At 64.8% G+C, this 25,547-nt stretch carries 14 protein-coding genes and 2 pseudogenes; 11 read left to right on the top strand and 5 right to left on the bottom strand.

Annotated features, from left to right (window positions below; genetic code table 11):
- Positions 1 to 51 precede the first annotated feature (51 nt).
- The 6 genes and pseudogenes from tssK (at position 52) to tssE (ending at position 7,409) form a co-directional block, all read left to right on the top strand.
- Positions 52 to 1,330: pseudogene (gene tssK / locus RMET_RS03145) on the top strand (type VI secretion system baseplate subunit TssK).
- Positions 1,327 to 1,983 carry a DotU family type IV/VI secretion system protein gene (locus RMET_RS03140; protein ID WP_011515478.1) on the top strand — a complete coding sequence of 219 codons (657 nt, stop codon included), beginning with the start codon at positions 1,327 to 1,329 and terminating at the stop codon, positions 1,981 to 1,983. Before tssK ends, RMET_RS03140 begins: the two are co-directional and overlap by 4 nt.
- A gap of 10 nt (positions 1,984 to 1,993) precedes the next feature.
- Positions 1,994 to 3,712 (top strand): OmpA family protein, encoded by a 1,719-nt coding sequence (locus RMET_RS03135; protein ID WP_011515477.1) that lies wholly within the window; start codon positions 1,994 to 1,996, stop codon positions 3,710 to 3,712.
- Positions 3,713 to 3,726: 14 nt separating this feature from the next.
- Positions 3,727 to 4,212 (top strand): Hcp family type VI secretion system effector, encoded by a 486-nt coding sequence (locus RMET_RS03130; RefSeq protein ID WP_011515476.1) that lies wholly within the window; start codon positions 3,727 to 3,729, stop codon positions 4,210 to 4,212.
- A gap of 84 nt (positions 4,213 to 4,296) precedes the next feature.
- Positions 4,297 to 6,978 carry a type VI secretion system ATPase TssH gene (gene tssH, locus RMET_RS03125; protein ID WP_011515475.1) on the top strand — a complete coding sequence of 894 codons (2,682 nt, stop codon included), beginning with the start codon at positions 4,297 to 4,299 and terminating at the stop codon, positions 6,976 to 6,978.
- Positions 6,975 to 7,409 (top strand): type VI secretion system baseplate subunit TssE, encoded by a 435-nt coding sequence (tssE, locus tag RMET_RS03120; RefSeq protein ID WP_011515474.1) that lies wholly within the window; start codon positions 6,975 to 6,977, stop codon positions 7,407 to 7,409. Before tssH ends, tssE begins: the two co-directional genes overlap by 4 nt.
- Before the next feature lie 299 nt (positions 7,410 to 7,708).
- Here the strand turns inward: tssE and groL are convergent, their stop codons facing one another.
- Positions 7,709 to 9,352, bottom strand: coding sequence for a chaperonin GroEL (gene groL, locus RMET_RS03110; protein ID WP_008644493.1), 1,644 nt, complete (start codon positions 9,350 to 9,352; stop codon positions 7,709 to 7,711).
- A gap of 84 nt (positions 9,353 to 9,436) precedes the next feature.
- Complete coding sequence (gene groES, locus RMET_RS03105; protein WP_008644494.1) at positions 9,437 to 9,727, bottom strand: co-chaperone GroES; 291 nt, start codon at positions 9,725 to 9,727, stop codon at positions 9,437 to 9,439.
- Positions 9,728 to 10,087: 360 nt separating this feature from the next.
- Here groES and RMET_RS03100 point away from each other — a divergent pair, with 360 nt between their 5' ends.
- The gene (locus RMET_RS03100; protein ID WP_011515473.1) at positions 10,088 to 15,313 is read left to right on the top strand and encodes an autotransporter outer membrane beta-barrel domain-containing protein; all 5,226 of its coding nucleotides are present in this window, start codon (positions 10,088 to 10,090) and stop codon (positions 15,311 to 15,313) included.
- Between the two features lie 27 nt (positions 15,314 to 15,340).
- Here the strand turns inward: RMET_RS03100 and RMET_RS32010 are convergent.
- The 3 genes and pseudogenes from RMET_RS32010 to RMET_RS03090 form a co-directional block, all read right to left on the bottom strand.
- A pseudogene (locus tag RMET_RS32010) lies at positions 15,341 to 16,846 on the bottom strand (sensor histidine kinase); the annotation flags it as partial.
- A gap of 290 nt (positions 16,847 to 17,136) precedes the next feature.
- Positions 17,137 to 17,844, bottom strand: a complete 708-nt coding sequence (locus RMET_RS03095) for a response regulator (protein ID WP_029308383.1) — start codon at positions 17,842 to 17,844, stop codon at positions 17,137 to 17,139.
- Positions 17,845 to 18,003: 159 nt separating this feature from the next.
- Complete coding sequence (locus RMET_RS03090; RefSeq protein ID WP_011515470.1) at positions 18,004 to 18,750, bottom strand: TetR/AcrR family transcriptional regulator; 747 nt, start codon at positions 18,748 to 18,750, stop codon at positions 18,004 to 18,006.
- A 245-nt stretch (positions 18,751 to 18,995) separates the two neighbouring features.
- Between RMET_RS03090 and RMET_RS03085 the strand changes: the two genes are divergently transcribed.
- The 4 genes from RMET_RS03085 (at position 18,996) to RMET_RS03070 (ending at position 25,507) form a co-directional block, all read left to right on the top strand.
- Positions 18,996 to 20,708: an AMP-binding protein gene (locus tag RMET_RS03085; protein WP_011515469.1), complete on the top strand. Its 1,713-nt coding sequence runs from the start codon at positions 18,996 to 18,998 to the stop codon at positions 20,706 to 20,708.
- A 4-nt stretch (positions 20,709 to 20,712) separates the two neighbouring features.
- A complete protein-coding gene (locus RMET_RS03080; RefSeq protein ID WP_011515468.1) occupies positions 20,713 to 22,320 on the top strand; it encodes a carboxyl transferase domain-containing protein in 1,608 nt (535 codons plus the stop codon).
- Positions 22,321 to 22,333: 13 nt separating this feature from the next.
- Entirely contained in the window at positions 22,334 to 24,373 is a 2,040-nt protein-coding gene (locus tag RMET_RS03075; protein WP_011515467.1) for an acetyl/propionyl/methylcrotonyl-CoA carboxylase subunit alpha, read from the top strand.
- A 201-nt stretch (positions 24,374 to 24,574) separates the two neighbouring features.
- A complete protein-coding gene (locus RMET_RS03070; protein ID WP_011515466.1) occupies positions 24,575 to 25,507 on the top strand; it encodes a hydroxymethylglutaryl-CoA lyase in 933 nt (310 codons plus the stop codon).
- The last annotated feature ends 40 nt before the right edge of the window (positions 25,508 to 25,547 follow it).

The following is a 25,547-nucleotide window of genomic DNA, read 5'->3' as shown; positions in this document are numbered from 1 at the left end:
AGCGAAAAGGGTTGTTTCCGCGTACCAGCCGATCACGATGAACCGATCACGATGAAGATAACAAGACCGCTGTGGACGCAGGGCATTTTCATGACCCCGCAGCATTTCCAGCAGCAAGCGCTGTGGGAACAGCACACCAACGAGCACACTGCGCGCATCGCCAGCCCCGAGCCGTGGGGTACGGTGCGGGTGGGGATCGATTCGCAGGCGCTGTCCATCCATCGATTGATGGTCAATGCGCTGGCGATCCGCCTGCCAGATGGCACGGTGATCGACACAGACACTGCGGACCATACCCCACCCGCACGCGATCTCGCCGACGTGCCGTCCAACGTCGACAGCGTCGTGGTGCTGATTGGCCTGCCTCTGATCGATACGCAAGGCGGCAACTGCGCATGGGGAAGGCAAGGAAGAGATAAGTGTCGAACTGCACGCACTGGCCCTGCTCTTCGAATTCGAGACACACGGCGACTACGTGACCTGCCCGATCGCCCGGCTGATGCGCACGCCGCAAGGGCGATTCGAACTCGATCCGGTGTTCGTGCCACCGTGCCTCTTCCTGTCAGCGAACGACCGGCTCACCGAGCGCATGCGCCGACTCTCGGAAATCCTGGCTGCCAAGAGCGCGAGCCTTGCTGTGCGCAGGCGTGAGCGTTCCGACCAGATTGCCGATTTTGCAGTCGCCGACGTCGCGCTCTTTTGGCTATTGCACAGCGTGAACGGAACCTGGCCGGAGTTGGCCCGCCTGTGCGCAGCACCGCAGCAGCATCCGGAACGGCTCTATGCTGTTCTCTCCCGTCTGGCCGGGTCGCTCCTGACCTTCTCCACCACAGAAACGCTGCAGGCCATCCCGGCCTATGACCACCAGACGCCCGAACCAATGTTCGCGGAACTGGAATCGCTGATCCGTACGCTGCTGGATACGGTAATTCCGTCGCGGGTCGTTCCCGTGGCGCTCGAGCAAATCCGGCCCACGGTCTGGATGGGCAAGATCCTCGACGAGCGGCTTGTCGAAGGCGCCGAATACTACCTGTCGGTCCAGGCGGGACTGCCCGCCCAGATGCTGATCGAGCAACTGCCCCGTCTGTGCAAGGCGGGGGCGCCCGACGAGGTCGAACAAATCCTCAATTCAGCCTTGCCGGGAATTCCGTTGCGAACCATGTCACGTCTGCCCGCGGCCATTCCGGTTCGGATCGAGAACCAGTATTTCGCGCTCGACAGTGGCCATCCAGCATTCCAACGCATGCTGGCTGCGCGGGCCTGCCAGTTCTATGTCCCTGCCTCGGTACCAGACGTCTCCCTTGAGCTCTTTGCGGTATTGCCAGCATGACAACGCTTACCACCATTCTGCCCCTCGCCCTGCGCGACACCGCGCTCACCGTGACAGAGCTAGCCGATGAGGCTGCGCCTGACGACTCCTTCGCAATGTTTCGGAAAAAGTGTCTCGAGCAGGTGACCCGCCTGCGGGAGGAGTTCCTGGCCGCGGGCCACGCCCCGGCCGTGGTCGAGGATGCCGCCTATGCGCAGTGTGCCTTGCTGGATGAGTACGCATTGCGTCGGCTCACGGGCGACGAGCGTAGCGCCTGGGAGCGCGAACCATTGCAGGTCCAAGAGTTCCATAGCCATAACGCGGGCGAAGAGTTGATTGCGCGCATCGAACGCAGGCTGGCGGAAGCGCAGCCGGTCATTCCCCTGCTGGTTGTCTTTCATGCGGTACTGGGCCTGGGCTTCCAAGGCAAGTTTGCGTTGGAGGGCAACGCCGCCCGAGAGGCGCTAATGCATGCCATCGATGAACGCCTTCAGCGCGCAGGCGTGCAGAAGGCCACCGGGCCGGTCATCGTCACTGCCGGCAAGGCGCGGGGATGGCGCGGCCTGTCGCTGTCGCCGCTGGCCTGGGTGGCCATTGCACTTGTCGGCGCTGGTTTGGTGTATTTTGCGCTGGATCGATGGCTGGCCGTCTCTATCGCCCGGCTGGCCAGCTAAAAGGGACGTCGTGACCGGCTACCCCTACCGCGGCCTGTTCGGCTGGATCGCCGCGCTCGCGCTAGCCTGGCTGGCGTTCAGCTCTCCCTGGCAGCCTGCGTGGAACCTATTACTCGGGACGTTCGTCATCGCGGTGGTAGGTACCGCCATCGTGGTAGCCACACGGCGTGTTCGTGCGCGCCAACGTGCCTCCCGAGACGTGCTTGAGGCCATCAACGCGTCGCTGGATGCGCTGCCGGGCAACATTCGCCGCAACACGCCGTTGGCACTGGTGGTGGGAGATCGCGCCGGAGCGCCAGCGCGGGCATTCGGCGAAGCGCTGGTCCAGATCACCGATACAGCGATCTGGGTGCGCGTCGACGATTCAACGCGGCTAGCGCACGTAGCCGATGCACTCAAGCGCTGGCGCGAAGGACAAGGCCCGGACGCCGTTGCCTGCCTGATTGCTGCGGATCACGCTCGCGACGCCGCCGTGCTGACCGCCGCACTCAAGCGCTGGCGTGTCGCCATTGGCGAAGCCAGCCGGGCCGTTGGCTATTCCTTGCCCGTCTGCGTTGCCGTCTATGCCGAAGAAGCCGGAGGACCGGCCGACGATTGCGCATGGTTCGGCGTGTCCGGCGCCACCGTCCCTGCAGCCGGAACGCTGTGCGCGCAGCTTTCGGATCGTCTCGTGAGCTATCCACAGGCAGCCGTCCCGGCAGACCGCGATGCACACATGCACCGCGCGGCCCGCCTCGACGCGCTGGTCAGGTGGGCATCCGGCGCCTTGTTGCCGCCGTTGCGTGACGAGGGTCGTGATGGCTTGCGCAGCGGCCCTCCCGTCGATATCACCGCGTTTGGGGTGACCGCCATCGACGGTGTGCCGGTCCCGGATTCTCTCTATGCGCGTTTCGTGACGCAAGTAACCGGGTTGGCACGCGGCCCGGGAGCGGTACGCAACGCGTCTTATCCCTTGCCGGAGCCGCTACTGCGCGGCATCGCCTTGCAGCCCGTGCAGCGGGCTATGCCGCGTGCAATGGCGCATGCGTTCGCCTGGCTCGCGCTCGCCTTCTGCGCAGCGGCTACGGCATCCGCGTGGCAGAACCGTACCCTGGTCGCACGTGTCATGACCGACATGGCTCGTTATCGAGTGATCGGCCCGGAGCATGATGTTGCGCGCGTGGATGCACTGCAGGCACTCAAGCGGGACCGCGATGAGCTCGATCATTACAGCCGGTCCGGCGTGCCGCCTCGCCTCGGGTTGGGCTTCTACCGCGGTGCCGGACTCCTCGCGCCGCTCAATACCCTGATCGCCGCCTATCAACCCCCGGCGCCGCTGCCCGCGACCATCGAACTCGACAGCCTGTCGCTCTTCAAGAGCGGTAGCGCGCTGCTCAACCTCGGCTCCAATCGCGTGCTGATCGGTGCGCTGGAGATGATCAAGGCCCATCCCGACAAGCGCGTGCTCGTGGCTGGGCACACAGACTCGGTGGGAGATTCGCGGGCCAACCTGAAGCTTTCCGAAGCACGCGCCGCGTCCGTGCGGGATTGGCTGGCGGACGCCGCCGACTTGCCGGTCACCCGCTTTGCCATCCAGGGCTACGGCGAGACCCGTCCCAAGGCACCCAACGAGCCGGAAGCCGGCCGTGCGGCCAACCGCCGCGTCGAGATCACGCTAGTCCCCGATTGTCGCGATGAGCAGCACGACATTCGGGAATCCCTGGGCCATCCGGCCTGTACATCGCAGTAGAAGGAGCAAGAGAAATGGCAATTCCCGCATATATGTGGATCAAGGACGACGGTGGCGCCGATATCAAAGGCTCGGTCACCGTCACGGAGCGCGAGGGCAGCGTCGAAGTCGTGGCATTCGATCACTCGGTCAACATCCCGACCGACTCCAACACGGGCAAGCTGACCGGCACGCGCGTGCACAAGCCGATCCTGTTCACCAAGGAAACCGACGCTTCGACCCCGTATCTATACAAGGCGGTCACCAGCGGCCAGACGCTCAAGTCGATCGAGATCAAGTGGTACAAAATTGACGACGCCGGCAAGGAGAAGGAGTACTTCAACACCAAGCTGGAGAACGTGAAGGTGGTTGGCGTGACGGCCAAGATGCTGGACATCAAGAACCCGGCTTACGAAAAACACAATCACCTCGAAGACGTCGAGTTGCGCTACGAGAGGATTACCTGGTCGTACAAGGACGGCAACATCATCCACGCCGACAGCTGGAACGAGCGCTCGTAAGCGCCATCGCAGCCGGTGCCTGGCGTCGGCTAGCGAACCAGCGCTCTCGTCTTCTCCACTGCGGCACCGCAGCGATACGCCACCATGACCACCCGCGATTACTCTCCCTTTCTGCGACGCCTGAACGACCACTGCGCCCGTGCTCTGGCGGATGCAGCCAGTCTTTGCGAAACCCGCGCGCACCGTGACATCGAGGTGGAGCACTGGCTGATCAAACTGATGGAACAGGGTGACGGCGACCTGCTTGCCATCCTGCGTCGCTACGAGCTGGATGTCGATGGGATCTGGAACGGACTGCTGGCTGCGGTCGACCACCTGCCGCATGACCTCCGGGGCAGGCCGGGGCTATCGCAGCGCCTGGGCCAGTGGCTGGAGGCAGCGTGGATGCGCGCCTCGCTCGAATCCACGGCCCCGGGCGTAGACAGATCGATTCGTTCGGCCCACTTGCTGGCGGCACTGGCGGAGACGCCGCACCTGTTGCGCGCCCCGGATGCCTGGCCGCTGCTGAGCGTGTCTGCCGCGCAGATTGAGCGGCTGATGCCTGAACTGGACGAGATATCTGTCGAGGCAACATCGCCGATCACGCCTAGCCAGGGACCGGCGACCATCGCTACAAGGCGCCCTGCCGGCCAGCCCGACAACTCTGCCCTCTCTCGTTTCACCACGGACGTCACGCAAAAGGCGCGCGATGGCAAGATCGACCCTGTGTTTGGCCGCGACGTCGAGATCCGGCAGATGGTCGATATCCTCGCCCGGCGCCGTAAGAACAATCCGATTCTGGTCGGCGAACCGGGGGTCGGCAAAACTGCGCTCGTCGAAGGGCTGGCGCTCAAGATCGCCGAAGAGGATGTGCCCACGGCCATCCGGGACGTGACCGTACTCACCTTGGATATGGGCCTCCTGCAAGCCGGTGCGGGCGTCAAGGGCGAGTTCGAGCAGCGCCTCAAGAATGTCATTGAAGCCGTCCAGCAGTCGCCGACGCCCATCCTGCTCTTCATCGACGAGGCGCACACCCTGATTGGCGCCGGCAACACGGCCGGTGGCGCCGATGCCGCCAACCTGCTCAAGCCTGCACTGGCACGGGGCGAACTACGCACGATCGCGGCAACCACCTGGTCCGAATACAAGCAGTACTTCGAGCGCGACGCGGCGCTGGAGCGCCGCTTCCAGATGGTCAAGGTCGATGAGCCCGATGATGAGAACGCCTGCCTGATGTTGCGCGGGCTCAAGGATCGGTATGCACAGCACCACAACGTCCACATCACCGATGCCGCCGTCGCAGCCGCCGTCCGTCTTTCACGTCGCTATCTGACTGGGCGCCAACTGCCCGACAAGGCTGTCGACCTGATCGACACGGCGGCTGCGCGGGTGCGCATGAGTCAGGAGGCCAGGCCCGTGGCGATCTGCACCCTTGAAGCCGAACGCGCGGCGCTGGGGGTCGAGTACTTGGCGCTGCAGCAGGATCAGGGTGCCACCGGCGAGGACAAGCGCAATCGTCTGTCGGCGATCGAGACGCGCCTACGCGAACTTGCCATCGAACTCGGACAGCTTGAGTTCGAATTAGCGGCGCAGAAGGACGCTGCCGACAAGCTGATGGTGCTGCGTGCCCAATGGCAGGCCGCTACCGACGCTTCCGAGCGCCACGATCTCGCGTCCTCCATTCAGGCTGCCCACCAGGTCCTGGCCGCGCACGGTCAGGCGACACTTCTACATGCAGAAGTTGCTGAGACCGTCGTGGCGCAGGTAATTGCCGACTGGACCGGCGTGCCGGTTGACAACCTGTTGTCGAATGAACTGGCCACCCTGCTGGAGCTGGAGGCACGCCTCGGACGGGTCGTGGTCGGGCAGGACGAGGCGCTGGCCGCGCTCGGCAAAAGCCTGCGCGCCTCCAAGGCGGGCTTGAAATCCGAGGAGGCACCGCTGGGCGTCTTTCTCCTCGTGGGCCCTTCCGGGGTCGGCAAGACCGAAACGGCACGGGCACTGGCCGATCTCATGTTCGGCGGTGAACGCTCGCTCATCACGATCAACCTGTCGGAGTATCAGGAAGCCCACACCGTATCGCAATTGAAGGGATCGCCGCCGGGCTATGTCGGCTATGGCGAGGGCGGCATCCTGACTGAGGCTGTCCGTCAGCGCCCCTACAGCGTGGTCCTCCTGGATGAGGTGGAAAAGGCCCATCGGGACGTGCTCAACCTGTTCTACCAGGTCTTCGATCGCGGCTTCATGCGCGATGGCGAAGGCCGGGTCATTGATTTCCGCAACACCGTCATCCTGATGACATCGAATCTCGGCAGCGAGCAAATCCTGGCGGCCACCGACGCCACAACGGAAGCTGGTGTGGAAATCCCCGCCAGCGCGCTGATGGAGACCATCCGGCCGCTCCTGATCGACCGCTTCCAACCCGCGCTGCTGGCGCGCTTCCAGACCATTGTGTACCGGCCGCTCGCCGCGGAGGCCATGGCCACGATCGTAGGGATGAAGCTGGCCAAGGTGGCCGAGCGCATCGAACGCCGGTTCGACGTGCCGCTGCGCTGCGACGACGCCCTGGTGGCCGAACTGGTGCGCGCCTGCCTGCTGCCTGACTCTGGCGCACGCAATATCGACAGCCTGCTCGACCAGCAGATCTTGCCCGTGCTGTCGCGTGAATTGCTGATACGCATGGCCAACAGGCAGGTACCTGCGTCTATCCGGCTCTCGTTCTCCGAGGAGGACGGCATTGGGCTGGACTTCGATGATGCGGCAACCACCGCGGAGGAATACGCGTGACGCGCGGCGGGCCGGGTCTCTTCGAAGCCGTCACCGGGTTCTTTGCGAATGGCGTTGCCGTTGACGAGTTAGATGCGTCGACCCAGACCTTCCTGTCGGTCCAGGACAACATCCAGCGCATCCTTAACAGTCGGCGCGGTGGCCTTGCGCATCTGCCTGACTACGGACTGGGAGATCTGTCCCGCATCTACCGCCACCTGCCTGCCTCGGCGCACACGCTCAAGCGGGAAATTGAGACGACACTCCTGCGCTACGAGCCGAGATTGAAGGCCCTCGACCTCGAGATCGAGGAACCCGAACCGGGCATGCTGTTGAGCTTCACGATGACCTGCCATTTGCACCAATCTGGACTGGTGCAATTCGGCACGCATTTCATGCCGGACGGCAAGACACGGCTCAAGCTGCTGCGGTCGGCGCACGATCATGACTAACCACCAATCCGCGCTGAGCGCTGCCAGGGATCTCAGCGGCACATGCCGCTGCACACTACTAAAGCGCCGAACGCGCCGACGGTGGCGCCAACGACATTGCCGAACAACTGGCCAAACTTAAACTGCTGCCCGCGGTGATTCGCATCCCCGAGTGCATTCTGGATAGGCTGACCGCCCCTGCGGAAGCGCCTGGAAAGAAGTTGTCCGCGATCTGACCCGGCCAATGAAAAACCCCCGAGGGCTCGCGCCATCGGGGGTTTTTCTCAGACAGGCTGATTGGCTCAGCAGTCCGGCATGAATTACATCATGCCTTCCATGCCGCCCATGCCGCCCATGCCGCCCGGCATTGCCGGAGCCGACTCTTCCTTCGGCGATTCGGCCACGGCGCAGTCGGTGGTCAGCATCAGCGAAGCCACCGAAGCGGCGTTCTGCAGCGCGGTGCGGGTCACCTTGGTCGGATCCAGCACGCCCATTTCCACCAGGTCGCCGTACTCGCCCGAAGCCGCGTTGTAACCGTAGTTACCCTTACCTTCGATGACCTTGGCCACCACAACCGAAGCTTCTTCACCAGCGTTCAGCACGATCTGGCGCAGCGGCTCTTCCATGGCGCGCAGCACGATCTTGATACCGGCGTTCTGGTCGGGGTTCTCGCCGTGCAGGCCAGCGATCGCAGCACGAGCACGCAGCAGCGCCACACCACCGCCCGGGACGATGCCTTCTTCCACGGCAGCACGGGTAGCGTGCAGTGCATCTTCCACGCGTGCCTTCTTTTCCTTCATTTCGACTTCGGTGGCAGCGCCAACCTTGATCACGGCAACACCGCCGGCCAGCTTGGCCACGCGCTCTTGCAGCTTCTCACGGTCGTAGTCCGAGGTCGCTTCTTCGATCTGGGCGCGGATTTGCTTCACGCGGCCTTCGATCGCCGATGCGTCGCCGGCGCCGTCGATGATGATAGTGTTTTCCTTGCCGATCTCGATGCGCTTGGCTTGGCCCAGGTCCTGCAGCGTGGCCTTTTCCAGCGTCAGACCGATTTCCTCGGCGATCACGGTACCGCCGGTCAGGATGGCGATGTCTTCCAGCATGGCCTTGCGGCGGTCGCCGAAGCCCGGAGCCTTCACGGCGGCGGTCTTCAGGATGCCACGGATGTTGTTCACCACCAGCGTGGCCAGGGCTTCGCCTTCCACGTCTTCAGCGATGATCAGCAGCGGGCGGCCAGCCTTGGCCACTTGCTCCAGCACCGGCAGCAGGTCACGAATGTTCGAGACCTTCTTGTCGAACAGCAGAACGAACGGGCTGTCCAGCTGAACAACCTGCTTCTCCGGGTTGTTGATGAAGTACGGCGACAGGTAGCCACGGTCGAACTGCATACCTTCCACGACTTCCAGCTCGTCGGCCAGCGACTTGCCGTCTTCGACGGTGATCACGCCTTCCTTGCCAACCTTGTCCATGGCTTCGGCAATGCGCTCGCCGATCGAGGCGTCGCTGTTGGCCGAGATCGCGCCAACCTGGGCGATTTCCTTGCTGGTGGTCGTCGGCTTGCTCAGCTTCTTCAGCTCTTCGACGGCGGCGCCAACGGCCTTGTCGATGCCGCGCTTCAGGTCCATCGGGTTCATGCCAGCGGCAACGAACTTCATGCCTTCGCGCACGATCGACTGGGCCAGCACGGTTGCGGTGGTGGTACCGTCACCGGCGTTGTCGCTGGTCTTGGAAGCCACTTCCTTGACCATCTGCGCGCCCATGTTCTGCAGCTTGTCCTTCAGTTCGATTTCCTTGGCCACGGACACGCCGTCCTTGGTCACGGTCGGGCCGCCGAAGCTGCGCTCCAGCACCACGTTGCGGCCCTTCGGGCCCAGGGTCACCTTCACTGCGTTGGCGAGGATGTTCACGCCTTCGACCATCTTGGCACGGGCGGCGTCGCCGAACACTACGTCTTTTGCTGCCATGTTCTGAATCTCCGAATCTGGATGGATGCGTCCCGCTGGATTGTCAGGGGGACGATCGGGAATTGGGTGGCTTGTGGGCGTCGATTACTTGTTGACGACAGCCATGATGTCTTCTTCGCGCATGACCAGCAGTTCCTGGCCATCCACCTTCACGCCCTGGCCGGCGTACTTGCCGAACAGCACGCGGTCACCCACCTTGACGTCGAGGGCGATGTTGTTGCCCTTGTCATCCTTCTTGCCAGGGCCAATCGCCAGCACTTCGCCTTGATCGGGCTTCTCGGCAGCATTGTCGGGAATCACGATGCCGGATGCGGTCTTGGTTTCATTGTCCAGACGCTTCACGATCACGCGGTCGTGCAGAGGACGCAGGTTCATACGGACTCCTAGATACAAAAGTGAGTGTTAAATCACAAATGGTCGTCTGATAGCGACGACCATCGGGTTTCGGGTACCGCGGGGGCGACTGTTAGCACTCTCCCCCAGCGAGTGCTAATTATAGGGACGGGGTATTTCGTTTTCAAGACGCGGGCTGAATGGGGGTTTTCCCGTACGGACCACAAGAATGCGCCGAGGAAAACAGTCCCAGTCGGTGAATACGCCCCATAGATCACACAAAAATCTGGTCCTCCCACCCCGAATTCCCTAGTTCTTGGGATTCCCTGTAGTTGTTGCAATTTGTAACTTCTGGGCTTTGCCGCCCTCTGGGGCATTCGCAGCCACCGGGGAGGCCGCACCTTGAACCATATCTATCGACTTGTCTGGAATCGCACGCTGTGCGCATTGAAGGTGGCGCCGGAAACGGCCGGAAGCCAGGGCTCGGGAGGCACGGGCACCGCAACTATCGCCCCAACGGCTTCCCGGCGGCGTACCGGCTGGAGCGTCGGCTTGCCGGCACTGTCGGCGCTTTCCGCGGGCCTGCTCCCCGCCATTGCGATGGCTGCCACACCGATTGCCGGAACGCTGCCAACCGGCCCGGTCTGGATCAGCGGGAGCGGGACTGTCAACTCGATAGGGACCACCACGACGGTCAATCAATATTCGTCATCGGGCACGATCAACTGGTCCTCGTTCGATGTTGCTGCGTACAGTACGGTCAATTTCACGACGGGTTCCAACGCCGTCACCCTCAACAACATTTCTGGCACTACAGCCAGCCAGATCTACGGATCCGTGTCGGCAGCCGGGCAGACGATCCTTGCCAATGCAAACGGCCTGGTTTTCGGTGGCACGACATCAACCGGCGGACTTCTCGCCACCTCGCTCGGTGTTTCCGCCCCTGCCACGACGGGCGGCAGCTACAGCCTCGATGCAGCGGCCACGCGCGGCACCGTAGCGTTTGCTGGCGGTGCAACGTTCAATGGCAACTCGGCGGCACTCGTCGGCGCCGGCGTATCGAACAATGGCTTGCTGATGGCCAATGGCGGGCGAATCAGCCTGGTGGCCGCAGACCACGCAACGATGACGTTCGACGACAGTGGCCTAATGAATGTTGCCATTTCCGGCGCACTGAGCACCACGCAGGGCAGCACCGCGGTCGTCAATACGGGAACCCTCCTGGCAACCGGAGGCACGATCGTCATGGCGGCAGCAGCCCAGCCGGGGTTGTACGGCACGCTGGTCAACAACAGCGGCGTCATCAACGCGAATGGTGGAAACGTCAGGCTTAGCGGAACAGGGGGCGCCGTAGTCAACAACGGCAGCATCGACGTCTCGCAGGGTGGCCAGTCCCAAGCTGGGCAGGTTCAGATCACGTCGGACGCCGCCGTGAGCCTGGGGGGCAACATCGACGCGTCGGGCACGACGACGGGCGGCTCGATTGCCATCTCGGGTGGTAGTGTCCAGCTCGGTGGCACGCTGACCGCCGGGACAGGCCAGATCAACCTGCAATCGTTGGGGGACGTCCTCCAGACCTGGGGCAGCCTGACAGCGGGAACCCTGACAGGCAGCGCCATCGGCAGCATGAAGCTCGACCAGAGCAGCAACAACATTGCCGCGCTCGGGCCGATCAGCACTGGCGGCGACTTCGCGTTGACCACGACCCGTTCGCTTGGACAATCCGGCATGCTGATGGTCGGTGGCGATACCACGATCAACGCGGGCACGAACGCCATTACGCTGACCAACGCCAGCAATGCGTTCGCTGGCGCGGTAAATCTGACCGGTGGCGCCACGCAGATCACCAGTAGCTCGGGACTGAACTTGGGCACCGTCAACGCCGGCACATTGACCGCCACAAGCACGGGTGCGTTGGTCTTCGGCACCACCGCCGTGAACGGTAGCCTGTCGGCAACGAGCAACCGCGGCTTCATCATGCAAAACGGTGCGCTCACCATTGCGGGCAACAGCACCTTCAATGCCGGCACGGGCGCTATCTCGCTAACCAACGTCGGAAACTGGTTCGGTGGCACCGTGAACCTGACCGGTGGCGCCACGACCATCAGCAGCGCCTCGGCGCTGACCTTCGGTAACGTCAATACGGATACATTGCTTGCCACGAGTCTGGGTCCAATGAACCTTGGCACCGGCACGGTGCGTGGCAACCTGTCGGCATCCACCATCGACAAGGCCATCACCCAAAGCGGCGCGCTTAGCGTTGCCGGTAGCACCACCATCAGTGCCGGCACTGGCGCCATCACATTGACCGACGCGGGCAATAGCTTTCAGGGCCCGATCGCCATCTCGGGCGGTAGTGTCCAGATCGGTGGCACGCTGGCCGCCGGGACAGGCCAGATCAGCCTGCAATCGTTGGGGGACGTCCGCCAGACCGGGGGCAGCCTGACGGCGGGAACCCTGACAGGCAGCGCCATCGGCAACATGACGCTCAACCAGAGCAGCAACAGCATCGCCGCGCTCGGGCCGATCAGCACGGGCGGCGACTTCGCGTTGACCACGACCCGTTCGCTTGGACAATCCGGCGCGCTGTCGGTCGGAGGCGATACCACGATCAATGCGGGAACGAACGCCATCTCGCTGACCAACGCCAGCAATTCGTTCGCTGGCGCGGTAAGCCTGACCGGTGGCACCACGATAATCAGCAGCGCCTCGGCGCTGACCTTCGGTAACGTCAATACGGATACGTTGCTTGCCACGAGCCTGGGTCCAATGAATCTTGGCACCGGCACGGTGCGTGGCAACCTGTCGGCATCCACCATCGACAAGGCCATCACCCAAAGCGGCGCACTCAGCGTTGCCGGTAGCACCACCATCAGCGCCGGCACTGGCGCCATCACATTGACCGACGCGGGCAACAGCTTTCAGGGCCCGATCGCTGCAACGGGCTCCAGCGTGGCCTTGCGCGCGGCTGGCGATCTGCGCGTCTCGGCGCTAAACAACAGCACGAACGGCGCGGTCAGCCTGACCGCTGGCGGGGCGTTGACGCTACCGGTATCGGCAATCAACACCGGCACGAGCAATCTGCAACTCGCGGCCAACGGCGGCACGTTGCTGGCCAATGCCGCGTTGAGCGGCAGCAATGTCACGATCTCCGCCCGCGACGGCATCGCGCTGTACGGGCCAGTGACGGCCAGCGGACAACTCGCGCTCAGTACAAGCGCCGGCCAGTGGATCTTCGCGCTGGGGGACGTGCGGGCCGCCACCACACAACTCAGCAGCGGCACACTGCGCATCGGCAACGCCACCACCACCGGCAGCATTGGCGGTAACGTGGTCAACAACGGCACACTGATGTTCAACCGGACCGACAGCATCGGCTACGCCGACGTCATCAGCGGCACCGGGAATCTCGTCCAGCAAGGCACCGGCACCTTGACCCTGACTGGCGTCAACACCTACACCGGCGCGACACAGGTCGCCGGCGGCACGCTTGCCCTGTCCGGCGCGGGCAGCATCGCAAACTCCAGCGGTGTGCAAGTCGATGCCGCGGGCATCCTCGACATCTCTGGCATCACTGCGGCGCAAGCCAGCTTCGGCAGCCTGAGTGGCGCTGGCCAGATCAAGCTGGGCACCCGGACGCTGGCAACGGGCGGTGACAATAGCAGTGGCACCTTGTCTGGCGCGATCTCCGGCACGGGTGGTTTGCTCAAGACCGGCAGCGGCACGCTGACGCTTGGCGGCGACAACAGCTTCAGTGGCGGCACCGCGCTCAAGCAAGGACGCATTGACCTTGGCAGCAACGGCGCGCTGGGGACCGGCACACTCTCGATGGATGACGGCACCACGCTCGGCATTGCCACCGATGGGCTTCGCATCGCCAATGCGATCCGCCTGACGGGCAGCAATGATCCTGTGATCGACACCGGCGCCTTCAATGCCACGCTCGCCGGGGCCATCAGTGGTTCGGGCTTTCTCACCAAGAACGGCAGTGGCGCCTTGACGCTTGCCGGCGCCAACGACTACACCGGCGCCACCAACGTTGCGGCCGGCACGCTGCGGGCGGGGGCGGCCAACACCTTCAGCGCGGCATCCGTTCACACGGTGGCCAGCGGCGCCACGCTGGATCTCGCCGGTTTCAGCCAGCGTGTCGCGGGACTGAACAACGGGGGCGTGGTCTCGCTGATGGGCACGACACCGGGCGCGACCTTGACGGTGACGGGCCCCTACACGGGCAACAACGGCTCGCTGCGCATGGGCACTGCGCTCGGCGACAGCACCGGCGTAAGTGACCGGCTGATCCTCAGCGGCCCCGCCGCCATCGCCAGCGGTCAGACCACGCTGCAGATCACCAACCTGAATGGGCTTGGCGCGCTGACCGCGGGCAACGGCATCGAGGTGATCAGCGCCGTCAATGGCGCCAGCACCACGGCGCAGACCAGCAAGAACGCGTTCGTGCTCGCCGGTGGCCATGTGGATGCCGGCGCCTACCAGTACCGCCTGTACGCTGCCGACGCCAAGGGATCGGGCGAGAACTGGTATCTGCGCTCCAATGGCGAAACCGGCGAGACCGGCGAGACCGGCGAGCCTACCGAAACCACCCCGACCACCGAACCTGCGGACCCGCCCGTCACGACCTACCGTGCCGAAGCCGCGCTGTACGCGGCGCTGCCGAGTCAACTGCGCCAGAGCAACCTTGCCATGATCGGCAACCTGCACCAGCGCGTGGGCGATGACGACCCGAGGTCCGCTACATCGGGCACCCTATCCGGCACCCCATCGGGCACCCCTGCCGGTCGCGATCGTCGGGCATGGGCCCGCGTGCTGACCACCGATGTCGACGTCAGCCAGGACGGCACGGTGTCGCCCAAGAGCAAGGGCCGGTTGACCGGCTTCCAGGCCGGCACGGATTTGCTGGCCACGCAAGACTGGCGCGCCGGCCTCTACGTCGGCCAACTGGATGGCAACGTAAGCGTCAATGGCTTCGTCGGCGGCATCGCCAATACTGGCGCCGGCCGCAACGATCTGCACAACCAGTATCTGGGCTTCTACGGCACGTATGCCGGGAACAGCGGCTTCTACGCCGACGCCGTGCTGCAGTTGGGCCGTCACCGCTACACGGTGACGCCAGCGTCCAGCTCCGGGGTCGAGACCAAGGGAGACAGCCTGCTGGCATCGCTGGAATTGGGACGCGCCTTTCCGCTTGGCGGCAGCGCCTGGAGCATCGAGCCCCAGTTACAGGTAGTTCACCAACGCATTCATCTCGACAACGCGCAGATCCCCGGAGCAACGGTCCAGAACGACGTGAACAGCAGCTGGCTCGCGCGCGTCGGCGCACGGGTGAAGGGTGAAATGGAGGCAGGCTCCGCCGCGTTGCGGCCATATGGCCGCGTCAACCTCTACATGGCGTCGAACGGTAGCGACGTCGCCCGCTTCACGAACCCGGCCGCCACCACCGACATCGTGGCAGCGACCGGCGGCACGAGCATCGAAGTGGCCGCGGGCCTAACCGCGGCCCTGAACCGACGCTTCAGCCTGTACGGCGAGGTGGGCAGGATCTGGGCCGCCGGCGGCAATGCCAAGGTCAGAAACTCGATCCTTGGCTCCGCCGGGTTGCAGGTCAAGTGGTAGGCCAGCGCCACTGGCATCGAGCGGAATATGAACGGCGAGCACGGTCCCCTCTCCCGTTGATCGCACGCTGAACGTGCCGCCAAGGCGCTCGGTACGCGCGCGCATGCTGCGCATGCCGGCACCGGCGTGCCGCCCTGCGGCGGCCGGATCGAAGCCGACGCCGTTATCGCTGACCAACAGCTCCAGCCCGCGCGCGCCGACGCGTACCGCGACGTCCGCGCGGCTGGCCTTGCTGTGCTTCATCACGTTGGTCAGCGCTTCCTGCAAGGTCCGCATGACATCGAGAATCCGCGAAGTCGGCAGATGGCAATGCTCAAGGCCATCGAGCTGCCAATGGCACGCGATGTCATGGCTCTCCAGCAACCGGCTCAGGCGATGGCGCAGCGGCACGATCTGCCCCGCCAGCGCCGGCTCGCCGAACTGCTGGCTGGCAGTCGTATCGACGATGATGCGCAGGTCGTCGCGCAACGCCCGGAGCATCGACAGCACTTCGTCTGGCGGGATGTCATGCGGACTGCGCTCCAGCGTGGCGATGCCGCTGACAAGTGTGCCGCCGAGCCCGTCGTGGAGGTCGTGCGCCAGATTGAGCCGCTCGTTGAGCCGCGCGTTGGCAACCTCGTACTCGCGTTGGCGCCCCAGGTTGACGACGAGTTCGGCCTTGGCTTCGGAAACCTTGCCGTGCAACTCGTCGTTGAACCGTTCGATCCGCCGCAGGTTGGCCACGAAGCGCCATGCCAGCACCAGCGCCATAGCGATCATCTGGACCTGCGAAGTCAGCGCCGCGTAGTAGGCGTTGTCCGTCAGGATGCCGAGAAAGGACAGCAGGTCGTGCACCGCCGCGACGAGAAAGATGGCGATGCAAACCGACAGGATGCGATGATCGGTGCGGCCATGACGCCAGGCGAAGCCCAGGAACACGATGCACGTTGCGAAGAAGACGCACGCTGCCCACAGCGTGAGCACGTTGCGCACCATGGTCAGGGATTCGGTCGGCGCCCAGATCATCACCGCCGCACCCACCGCAGCAAGCAACCAAAGTCCGCCTTCGACACGCGGCAGACGCCGCTCGCAGAATCGCGCCATGGATAACATGTACGCGACGCTGTAGACCAGCAGCGCGACGGTGTTCGCACGCTCCCAGGCATCGGTACTCGCGAACGGCCAGGTGGTAGTCGCGACCTGGTTCAGCGCCACGCACCACCAGGCCAGCGACATCAGGCTGAACCATCCGTAAGCCGCTTCCTGCCGACGCATCACCCAGAGCGAGAAAAAGAGGCAGCCGAGCGCGACGGTGACGGCAAGGCTGATCAGTTGCAGATCGTGCCGCAGCCAGTACGCGCGATCGTATGCGGGCCGCAGGTGTTCAGGGGCGGCGATCGATACGGGCCCGAGGCCGGGCTGGTAGGCCGACAATCCTGAGACGCGAACCAGCAGCGTGTTGACGCCCTCTCGCAGCAGCGAGGCGGGCAGCAACTGGTAGCGCGGGGTATTCCAGGCACGCGTGAGCGGTTCGACCAGGCTCGTGTCGCGCATCAGCAGGCTGCCGTTGAGATAAACCGCGCCGGCCATATTCAGGTAGTCGAGCAACAGCGCCACGGGCTGGCGCGGGTCAGCGCCCTGCCAGCTCAGGCGATACCAGACCACGCCGTCGAAGCCGGGCCAGCGTGTGGACCAGATGTCCGGCAGCGACACGGGCACCCAGCCAGTGACGGGCGGGCCATCGTCCTGCCAGGTCGACTGTGCGGCTTCGATTCGGGTAAAGGCGACGGCCTCCGATTGCGCCCGGGCGCTAGCTGCGCCGGCAAGCAGCACGACGCCGCAGATCAGCGCAACAAGCCAGAGGCACGCGCCTCGAAGACGGCCTGGGTGCGGGAGTGAACTGCCAGTTTCTTGTATGAGTTTCTGATATGGCATTCGACCGTCAACTTTGATAAGGACAGCACCTCCGCAATTTCCCGATTGGTCAGACCCTTGCTTACCAGCGAGAGGATTTCTATTTCTCGCGCGCTCAGTGGCGGCGCACCGACCGTCGGCCCGGCCTGGACTTCCGCGCCGCCAGCCAGCGGCGCCATCTTTCCAGCCAGATCGAGAATGCGCCTGGCCACGAAGGGGTCGATCGGTGCGCCACCCCGCAGCGCGCTGCGAATCGACAGAATGATCTCGACGTCGTCGCGCTCCTTGAGCAGGTAGCCGGTGGCACCGGCCTGCAGCGCGCTTACGATGACCCGTTCCGTATTCCACGTGGAGATTACCAAAATTGGCAGGGCCGGGTCTTGCTCGTGCATCACCCGAATGAGGTCGATGCCGTTGCCGTCGGGCAGCCCCACATCAACCAGCGCCATGGCGAACGGCTGCGTGGCCAGCAGCGTGTTGGCAGCCTCGAGACTGCCGGCAAACCATATGGCGTCGTCGCCATAACCCAGTGCGGCCAGGATCGTGCGTAGCCTGGACTGCATCGGCGGCTCGTCTTCAACGACCAGCAGGGGCGCTGGCAACACCGATTCAGCCGTGTCGGGCAAGGGTTGGATCATGGAGTGACAGTGGTGGGGGCGCGGCCTGAGTGTAGCCGTACTGCCGCCGGGCTTGGCGAACGTCCGGACGATTCCGGACGAGGTCATGGCAGCCTGCCAGAAACGGGCCGGATGTGGCATCCCCGAATACAGGTAGCCGGGGATGCCGGCGAAGCGGCGTCAGGAAGCTTCGGAACCCTCGGCGGAGCCTTCAGCGGAGCCCGCCGTCCCTCCCGCCGCCTGCACCCGGGCCAGCGCCGCGCTGACCTCGCCATAGAACTGCCCCAGCGCGGCGGCCTGCAGGTTCTGCGGCTGCAGCGCGGGCCACAGCAGCGCGATCATGTCCTGCGTGGTGCGGTCGATGTCGACCGGGCGGCCGCTCACGATGGCATCCCAGAGAATATGCTCCATCGGCCCCAGAATGGCCGAACGCATCAGCCGCAACGGCATGTCGGCCCGGATCTCCCCGCCCGCCTGGGCGGCGGCCAGCAGCGCCATCAGCGGCGCCGTGTAGCGCCGTTGCAACGGCACGAACACCTCGTCGAGCCCCTGCCCCTTGGCGCGCCCCTCCGACAGCACCAGCGCGCACAGGCCGGTGCCATGGATCAGGAACAGCCGGAGGTGCGTGCCGATAAAAAACTCCAGTTGCGCCCGGGCGGTGCCCTCGCGCGGCATGCCGCCCTCCATCGCCGCGATGATCTCGTCGTACCAGTCCTGGATCACGCGGACACACAGGTCCCGCTTGCTGTGGAAGTACGTGAAGATCGTGCCCTCGGAAATCCCCAGGCGCTGCGCGATCTCGGTCGTGGTCGCCCGCTCGTAGCCAAGCTCCGAGAACACTTCGCGGCCCACGCGCAGGATGTCGCGAATACGCTGCTCCGCCTTGGCGCCTGCCGGGATACGACGCTGATTCACGATCTGCTGCATTTGCGGTCCCTGTTGCGTAACCTGAACGGTGATGGCCCGGAATTATAGGGCGCGAGCGGCGCTCGGCACGCCTGTCCGACCGCGCGCGCCCGAAAGTTGAATGTTACTCAAATTTCGTTTGCCCTTTGATCCAGCAGAGTATACAGTCTTCGCATCGTATTCCTAACATAACGCTCAATAGGCTTGATTTCCTGAGATTGAGTATTACTCAATTCACGGCGATCCGGCCGCGACAGGAGACAGGTATGGCGATGCAACCGGGAACCTCCCTGCCCATTGGGGGGCTGTCTTACGTGAAAGGGGCCGACACCCCACCACTCAGCGAACTGACGGTGCCTGCGCTGCTGGCGAACACTGCCGCGCTCCACGGCAGCCGGCCGGCGGTGGTATTCCGGGAGCAGAACATCCGCTGGACCTGGAATGAATTCAGCGCCGAAGTGGACAGGATGGCCTCCGGCCTCCACGCGCTGGGCCTGCGCAAGGGCGACCGGGTCGGCATCTGGTCCCCTAACCGCTTCGAGTGGCTGCTGACGCAGTTTGCTACGGCCCGGGTTGGCCTGGTCATGGTCAACATCAACCCGGCGTACCGCCTTGCGGAACTCGAATACGCGCTGAACAAGGTTGGCTGCAAGGCGATCATCGCGCCGGAAGCATTCAAGACCTCGCGCTACCTGGACATGCTGGCAACACTGGCCCCCGAGTTGGCCAAAGCCGAACCGGGCGCGCTGAACGCCGCCCGGCTGCCGCTGCTGCGCTGGGTTATCCGCATGGAAGACGTGCCGACGCCCGGCATGCTGACCTTCCGCGAGTTGCTGGCGCGCGGCGCAAACGTGCCAAAGACTGAGCTCGACGAGATCACCGCCGGACTCGACGCGCGCGACCCCATCAATATCCAGTTCACCAGCGGCACCACCGGCGCGCCCAAGGGCGCCACGCTCACGCACCGCAACATCGTCAACAACGGCCGTTCGATCGCGGGCGCGATGCGGTTTTCCGAACAGGACAAGCTCTGCATCCCGGTGCCGTTCTACCACTGCTTCGGCATGGTGCTGGGCGTGCTGGCCTGCGTGTCCACCGGGGCCAGCATGGTGTTCCCGGGTGAGGCATTCCACCCCGGCGCCACGATGGCCGCCGTCAGCGAGGAACGCTGCACGGCCCTGCATGGCGTGCCGACCATGTTCATCGCGCAACTCGACGACCCCGACTTCTCGAAGTACGACTTTTCCAGCCTGCGCACCGGCATCATGGCCGGCGCGCCCTGCCCGGTGGAAGTCATGAAGCGCGTCATGGCGGACATGCACCTGGCCGAGATCACCATTGCCTATGGCATGACCGAAACCAGCCCGGTGTCGTTCCAGAGCGCCACCGACGATCCGATCGACAAGCGGGTGTCGACGGTCGGCCGCGTGCAGCCGCATCTGGAATGCAAGGTGGTCGACGTGGATGGCCAGACGCTGCCCATCGGCGCCACCGGTGAACTCTGCACGCGCGGCTACTCGGTGATGCTTGGCTACTGGGACGACGAGGAACGCACGCGCGAGGCAATCCGCGACGGCTGGATGCACACCGGCGACCTGGCCACGATCGACGAAGAGGGCTACTGCAACATCGTCGGCCGCGTGAAGGACATGCTGATCCGCGGCGGCGAGAACGTCTACCCGCGCGAGATCGAGGAATTCCTGTTCCGGCACCCGAAAGTCCAGTCCGTGCAGGTCTTCGGCGTGCCCGACGAGAAGTACGGCGAGGAAGTCTGCGCCTGGATCGTCCTGAAGCCGGGCCAGAGCGCCACCGACGAGGAAATCCGGAATTACTGCCGCGACCAGATTGCCCACTACAAGATCCCCCGTTACATTCGCTTTGTAGACGAGATGCCCATGACGATCACCGGCAAGGTGCAGAAGTTCGTCATGCGGGACCAGATGACCCAGGAACTCGGAATCAGCCCCAAGGCCAAGTGAAGCCATGCCAACCATAGAAACCAAACTCAACGCCCGCTCCGAGTCGTTCAAGGCCAATGCGGAGACGATGCAGGCGCTCGTGGCCGATCTCCGGCAGAAGATCACAAAGCTGGCCGAAGGCGGTGGCGAGGCCGCGCGCGACAAGCACCTGTCGCGCGGCAAGCTGCTGCCGCGCGACCGCGTGCAGCAACTGCTCGACCCGGGTACGCCGTTCCTGGAACTGTCGCAACTGGCTGCGTACGGCATGTACGACGATGCGGCGCCCGGCGCGGGCATCATCACCGGCATCGGTCGCGTGGCCGGCCAGGAATGCGTGATCGTCTGCAACGACGCCACGGTCAAGGGCGGCACGTACTACCCGATGACGGTCAAGAAACACGTGCGCGCGCAGGAGATCGCCGAGCAGAACAACCTGCCATGCATCTATCTGGTGGATTCCGGCGGCGCGAACCTGCCGAACCAGGACGAGGTGTTCCCTGACCGCGACCACTTTGGCCGCATCTTCTACAACCAGGCCAACCTGTCGGCGCAAGGCATTCCGCAGATCGCCGTGGTGATGGGCTCGTGCACGGCCGGCGGCGCGTATGTGCCGGCGATGAGCGACGAGTCGATCATCGTCAAGAACCAGGGCACGATCTTCCTGGGCGGCCCGCCGCTGGTGAAGGCAGCCACCGGCGAGGAAGTGACCGCCGAGGACCTGGGCGGCGCCGACGTGCACACGCGCCTCTCGGGCGTGGCGGACTACTTCGCGCAGAACGATCATCACGCGCTCTCGCTGGCGCGCAATATCGTGCAGCACCTGAACCGCCGCAAGCCGGATCAGATCCGCCTGCACGAGCCGGCCGAGCCGCTGTATCCGCCCGAAGAACTGTACGGCGTGATCCCGACCGACACGCGCAAGCCGTACGACGTGCGCGAGGTCATCGCCCGCATCGTCGACGGCTCCGAGTTCGACGAATTCAAGGCCCGCTACGGCACCACGCTGGTCTGCGGCTTCGCGCGGATCTGGGGCTACCCGGTCGGTATCGTCGCCAACAACGGCATCCTGTTCTCGGAGTCGGCGCTGAAGGGTTCACACTTCATCGAGCTGTGCTGCCAGCGCAAGATCCCGCTGGTGTTCCTGCAGAACATCACCGGCTTCATGGTCGGCCGCAAGTACGAGAACGAGGGCATCGCGCGCAATGGCGCCAAGATGGTGACGGCGGTGGCCACGGCACAGGTGCCGAAGTTCACGGTGATCATCGGCGGCTCGTTCGGCGCGGGCAACTACGGCATGTGCGGACGCGCGTACTCGCCGCGCTTCCTGTGGATGTGGCCGAACGCGCGGATCTCCGTGATGGGCGGCGAGCAGGCCGCCAGCGTGCTGGCAACGGTCCGCCGCGATGGCATCGAGGCCAAGGGCGGCGAGTGGAGCCCGCAGGAGGAAGAAGCCTTCAAGGCACCGATCCGCGACCAGTACGAACTGCAGGGACATCCGTACTACGCCAGCGCGCGGCTCTGGGACGATGGCGTCATCGATCCCGCGCAGACGCGCACCGTGCTCGGCCTGGGCCTGTCCGCCAGCCTCAACGCCCCGATCGGCGACATGAAGTTCGGCGTGTTCCGCATGTAAGGGGAAAACAATAATGTTCACGAAGATCCTGATTGCGAACCGTGGCGAGATCGCCTGCCGTGTGGCGGCCACCTGCCGCCGCCTCGGCATCCGCACCGTGGCCGTCTACTCCGACGCCGACGCCAACGCGCGACACGTCGCCTTCTGCGACGAGGCCGTGCATATTGGTGGCGCCGCCGCGCGAGACAGCTACCTGCGCGCGGACCACATCATCGAAATGGCGAAGGAGACCGGCGCCCAGGCGATCCACCCTGGCTACGGCTTCCTGTCCGAGAACGAGGACTTCGCGCGCGCCTGCGCCGAAGCCGGCCTCGTGTTCATCGGCCCGCCTGCCTCTGCAATCCACGCAATGGGCAGCAAGAGCGCGGCCAAGCAACTGATGGAAAAGGCCGCGGTACCGCTGGTGCCCGGCTATCACGGCGAAGACCAGGACGCCACCCTGCTGCGGCGCGAGGCCGACCGTATCGGCTATCCGGTGCTGCTCAAGGCCAGCGCGGGCGGTGGCGGCAAGGGCATGCGCGTGGTGGAAGCTGGGGATGGCTTCGACGCCGCGCTGGCCTCGGTGAAGCGCGAGGCGTCGGCCAGCTTCGGCGACGACAAGGTGCTGGTGGAGAAATACCTGACCCGGCCGCGCCATATCGAGATCCAGGTCTTTGCCGATTCGCACGGCAACTGCGTCTACCTGTTCGAGCGTGACTGCTCGGTGCAACGTCGCCACCAGAAGGTGCTGGAAGAAGCGCCGGCGCCGGGCATGACCGAGGAACGCCGCCGCGCGATGGGCGAGGCGGCGGTGGCCGCGGCGCGCGCAGTGGGTTACGTCGGCGCGGGCACGGTCGAGTTCATCGCCAACCAGGATGGCTCGTTCTACTTCATGGAGATGAACACGCGCCTGCAGGTGGAGCATCCGGTCACCGAGATGATCACTGGCCAGGACCTGGTGGAATGGCAACTGCGCGTCGCGGCCGGCGAGGCGCTGCCGCTGGCGCAGGAGCAACTGGCCATCCACGGCCATTCGCTGGAAGCGCGCATCTACGCCGAGAACCCAGACAAGCAGTTCCTGCCGTCAACGGGCACGCTGCGCTTCCTGCGCACGCCGCCCGCGGTGCAGTTCATGCGCGGCGGCGATGCCAACGCGCCGGCTGCGGTCCGCATTGACGCGGGCGTGCGCGAAGGCGATACGATCAGCCCGTACTACGACCCGATGATCGCCAAGCTGATCGTCTGGGGCCGCGATCGCGACCAGGCACTGGCGCGCATGGCCCAGGCACTGGCCGGGTATCACGTGGTGGGGCTGTCGACCAACGTCGCCTTCCTGCAGCGGCTGGTGAAATCGGAGGCTTTCCGTACCGCCGACCTCGACACCGGCCTGATCGAACGCAACCAGACAGTACTGTTCCCGCCGCAGAAGACGGCTGGCATCGAAGCGATCGCGCTGGCGATGGCGGCACTGCTCGAACGCGAGACGCGCACACGCCGCATCGACGAGGCGGACCGCCACTCGCCGTGGACCCACGCGGGCGGCTGGCGACTGAACGGCCGCGACGTGCGCACGTTGCACTTCCAAGGCGGCGGCCACAAGCTCGAGGCCGTGCTGAAGGGCAACGCCAGCGACACCAGCAAGAACACGCTGATCTACGCCGACCAGGCCGCGCCGTTCGCGTACACGTTCAATGCCGACGATATCCGCGTCGACCTTGGCACGCGCCGCACGCACGGCCAGGTGCACGTGGAAGGCGACACGTTCCACGTCTTCCACGACGGCCGCCATACGGTGCTGGAGTGGCTCGACCCGCTTGCGCACGCCAGCGAGAGTGAAGGCGAAGGCGGCAAGCTGACCGCGCCGATGCCGGGCAAGGTGATCGCCGTGATGGTCGAGGCCGGCAGCAAGGTCACGCGCGGCACGCCGCTGCTGGTGATGGAAGCGATGAAGATGGAACACACGATCGCCGCGCCGGCCGATGGCGTGGTGAGCGAGGTGCTCTACGGCGTGGGCGAACAGGTGAGCGAGGGCGCGCAACTGCTGGCATTCGCCTTGGCGGAGGCAGCGGCCTAAGACGCTGTTTCAAAATGAAGCGAAGCGGTTCTGGCTAGACGCGGGGCCGCAGACAGTACAAGTAGTACGGCAAGGCCCTGCAACGACGCCAGAATCGTTTCGAAATGGCTTCTAACTGTTTTGGCTCCCCTCCCCCGCTGTGCGGGAGAGGGGCAGCGCATAACATCGGCCTGGCGTGACAAACAGGCTCTGGAGACCCCCATGACAATCCCCCAGTACGTAAAGATCGTCGAAGTCGGCCCGCGCGACGGGCTGCAGAATGAAAAGGCGATGGTGCCCACCGACGTCAAGGTGGCGCTGATCAACCGGCTGACCGACGCGGGCTTCGTCAACATCGAGGCCGCATCGTTCGTCTCGCCGAAGTGGGTGCCGCAGATGGCTGACGGCGCCGACGTGATGGCCCGCATCACGCGACGCCCCGGCACGCTGTACTCGGTGCTGACGCCGAACATGAAGGGCTTCGAGGGCGCCGTTGCCGCCGGTGCCGACGAGGTGGTGATCTTCGGCGCGGCCAGCGAGGCCTTCTCGCAGAAGAACATCAACTGCTCGATCGCCGAGTCGATCGCCCGCTTCGAACCGGTGGCCGCTGCCGCGAAGGAAGCTGGCGTGCGGCTGCGCGGCAGCATTTCGTGCGCGCTCGGCTGCCCGTATCAGGGCGAGGTGTCGGTGCATGCCGTGGTGGACGTCGTGCGCCGCCTGCGCGAACTCGGCTGCGACGAGATCGACATCGCCGACACGATCGGCGTGGGCACGCCTACCCGGGTGCAGGAAGTCATGCGCGCCGCGGCGGCCGAGTTTTCGATCGACCGCCTGTCCGGCCATTTCCACGACACCTATGGGCAGGCGCTGTCGAACATCCTGGCCAGCCTCGAGGTCGGCATCGCCATCTTCCACGCGTCGGTGGCCGGCCTGGGTGGCTGCCCCTACGCGAAAGGCGCCACCGGCAACGTGGCGACCGAAGACGTGCTGTACATGCTGCACGGCATGGGCTTGCACACCGGCATCGAACTCGATGACGTAGTGCGTGCCGGCGATTTCATCTCGCAGGCCATCGGCCGCGCCAACAGCTCGCGCGTTGGCCGGGCGTTGCTGACAAAGTGGGCCTCCCAGGCGGGCGAGGCGAGCTGCGCGTAACCAGACCACTGACACGCCGTCCTTGCGGCGGCCGTGATCG

This window comes from Cupriavidus metallidurans CH34, from assembly GCF_000196015.1.
Taxonomy (GTDB): domain Bacteria; phylum Pseudomonadota; class Gammaproteobacteria; order Burkholderiales; family Burkholderiaceae; genus Cupriavidus; species Cupriavidus metallidurans.
This window is presented reverse-complemented; position numbering and strand designations above follow the sequence as displayed.

What these genes read in the sequence shown, in the direction of transcription:
- RMET_RS03090 (WP_011515470.1), bottom strand. Translation starts at nt 18,750, where the DNA reads ATGCAGCAGATCGTGAATCAGCGTCGTATCCCGGCAGGCGCCAAGGCG.
- tssH (WP_011515475.1), top strand. Translation starts at nt 4,297, where the DNA reads ATGACCACCCGCGATTACTCTCCCTTTCTGCGACGCCTGAACGACCAC.
- groES (WP_008644494.1), bottom strand. Translation starts at nt 9,727, where the DNA reads ATGAACCTGCGTCCTCTGCACGACCGCGTGATCGTGAAGCGTCTGGAC.
- RMET_RS03085 (WP_011515469.1), top strand. Translation starts at nt 18,996, where the DNA reads ATGGCGATGCAACCGGGAACCTCCCTGCCCATTGGGGGGCTGTCTTAC.
- RMET_RS03095 (WP_029308383.1), bottom strand. Translation starts at nt 17,844, where the DNA reads ATGATCCAACCCTTGCCCGACACGGCTGAATCGGTGTTGCCAGCGCCC.
- RMET_RS03140 (WP_011515478.1), top strand. Translation starts at nt 1,327, where the DNA reads ATGACAACGCTTACCACCATTCTGCCCCTCGCCCTGCGCGACACCGCG.
- RMET_RS03075 (WP_011515467.1), top strand. Translation starts at nt 22,334, where the DNA reads ATGTTCACGAAGATCCTGATTGCGAACCGTGGCGAGATCGCCTGCCGT.
- RMET_RS03130 (WP_011515476.1), top strand. Translation starts at nt 3,727, where the DNA reads ATGGCAATTCCCGCATATATGTGGATCAAGGACGACGGTGGCGCCGAT.
- RMET_RS03080 (WP_011515468.1), top strand. Translation starts at nt 20,713, where the DNA reads ATGCCAACCATAGAAACCAAACTCAACGCCCGCTCCGAGTCGTTCAAG.
- groL (WP_008644493.1), bottom strand. Translation starts at nt 9,352, where the DNA reads ATGGCAGCAAAAGACGTAGTGTTCGGCGACGCCGCCCGTGCCAAGATG.
- RMET_RS03070 (WP_011515466.1), top strand. Translation starts at nt 24,575, where the DNA reads ATGACAATCCCCCAGTACGTAAAGATCGTCGAAGTCGGCCCGCGCGAC.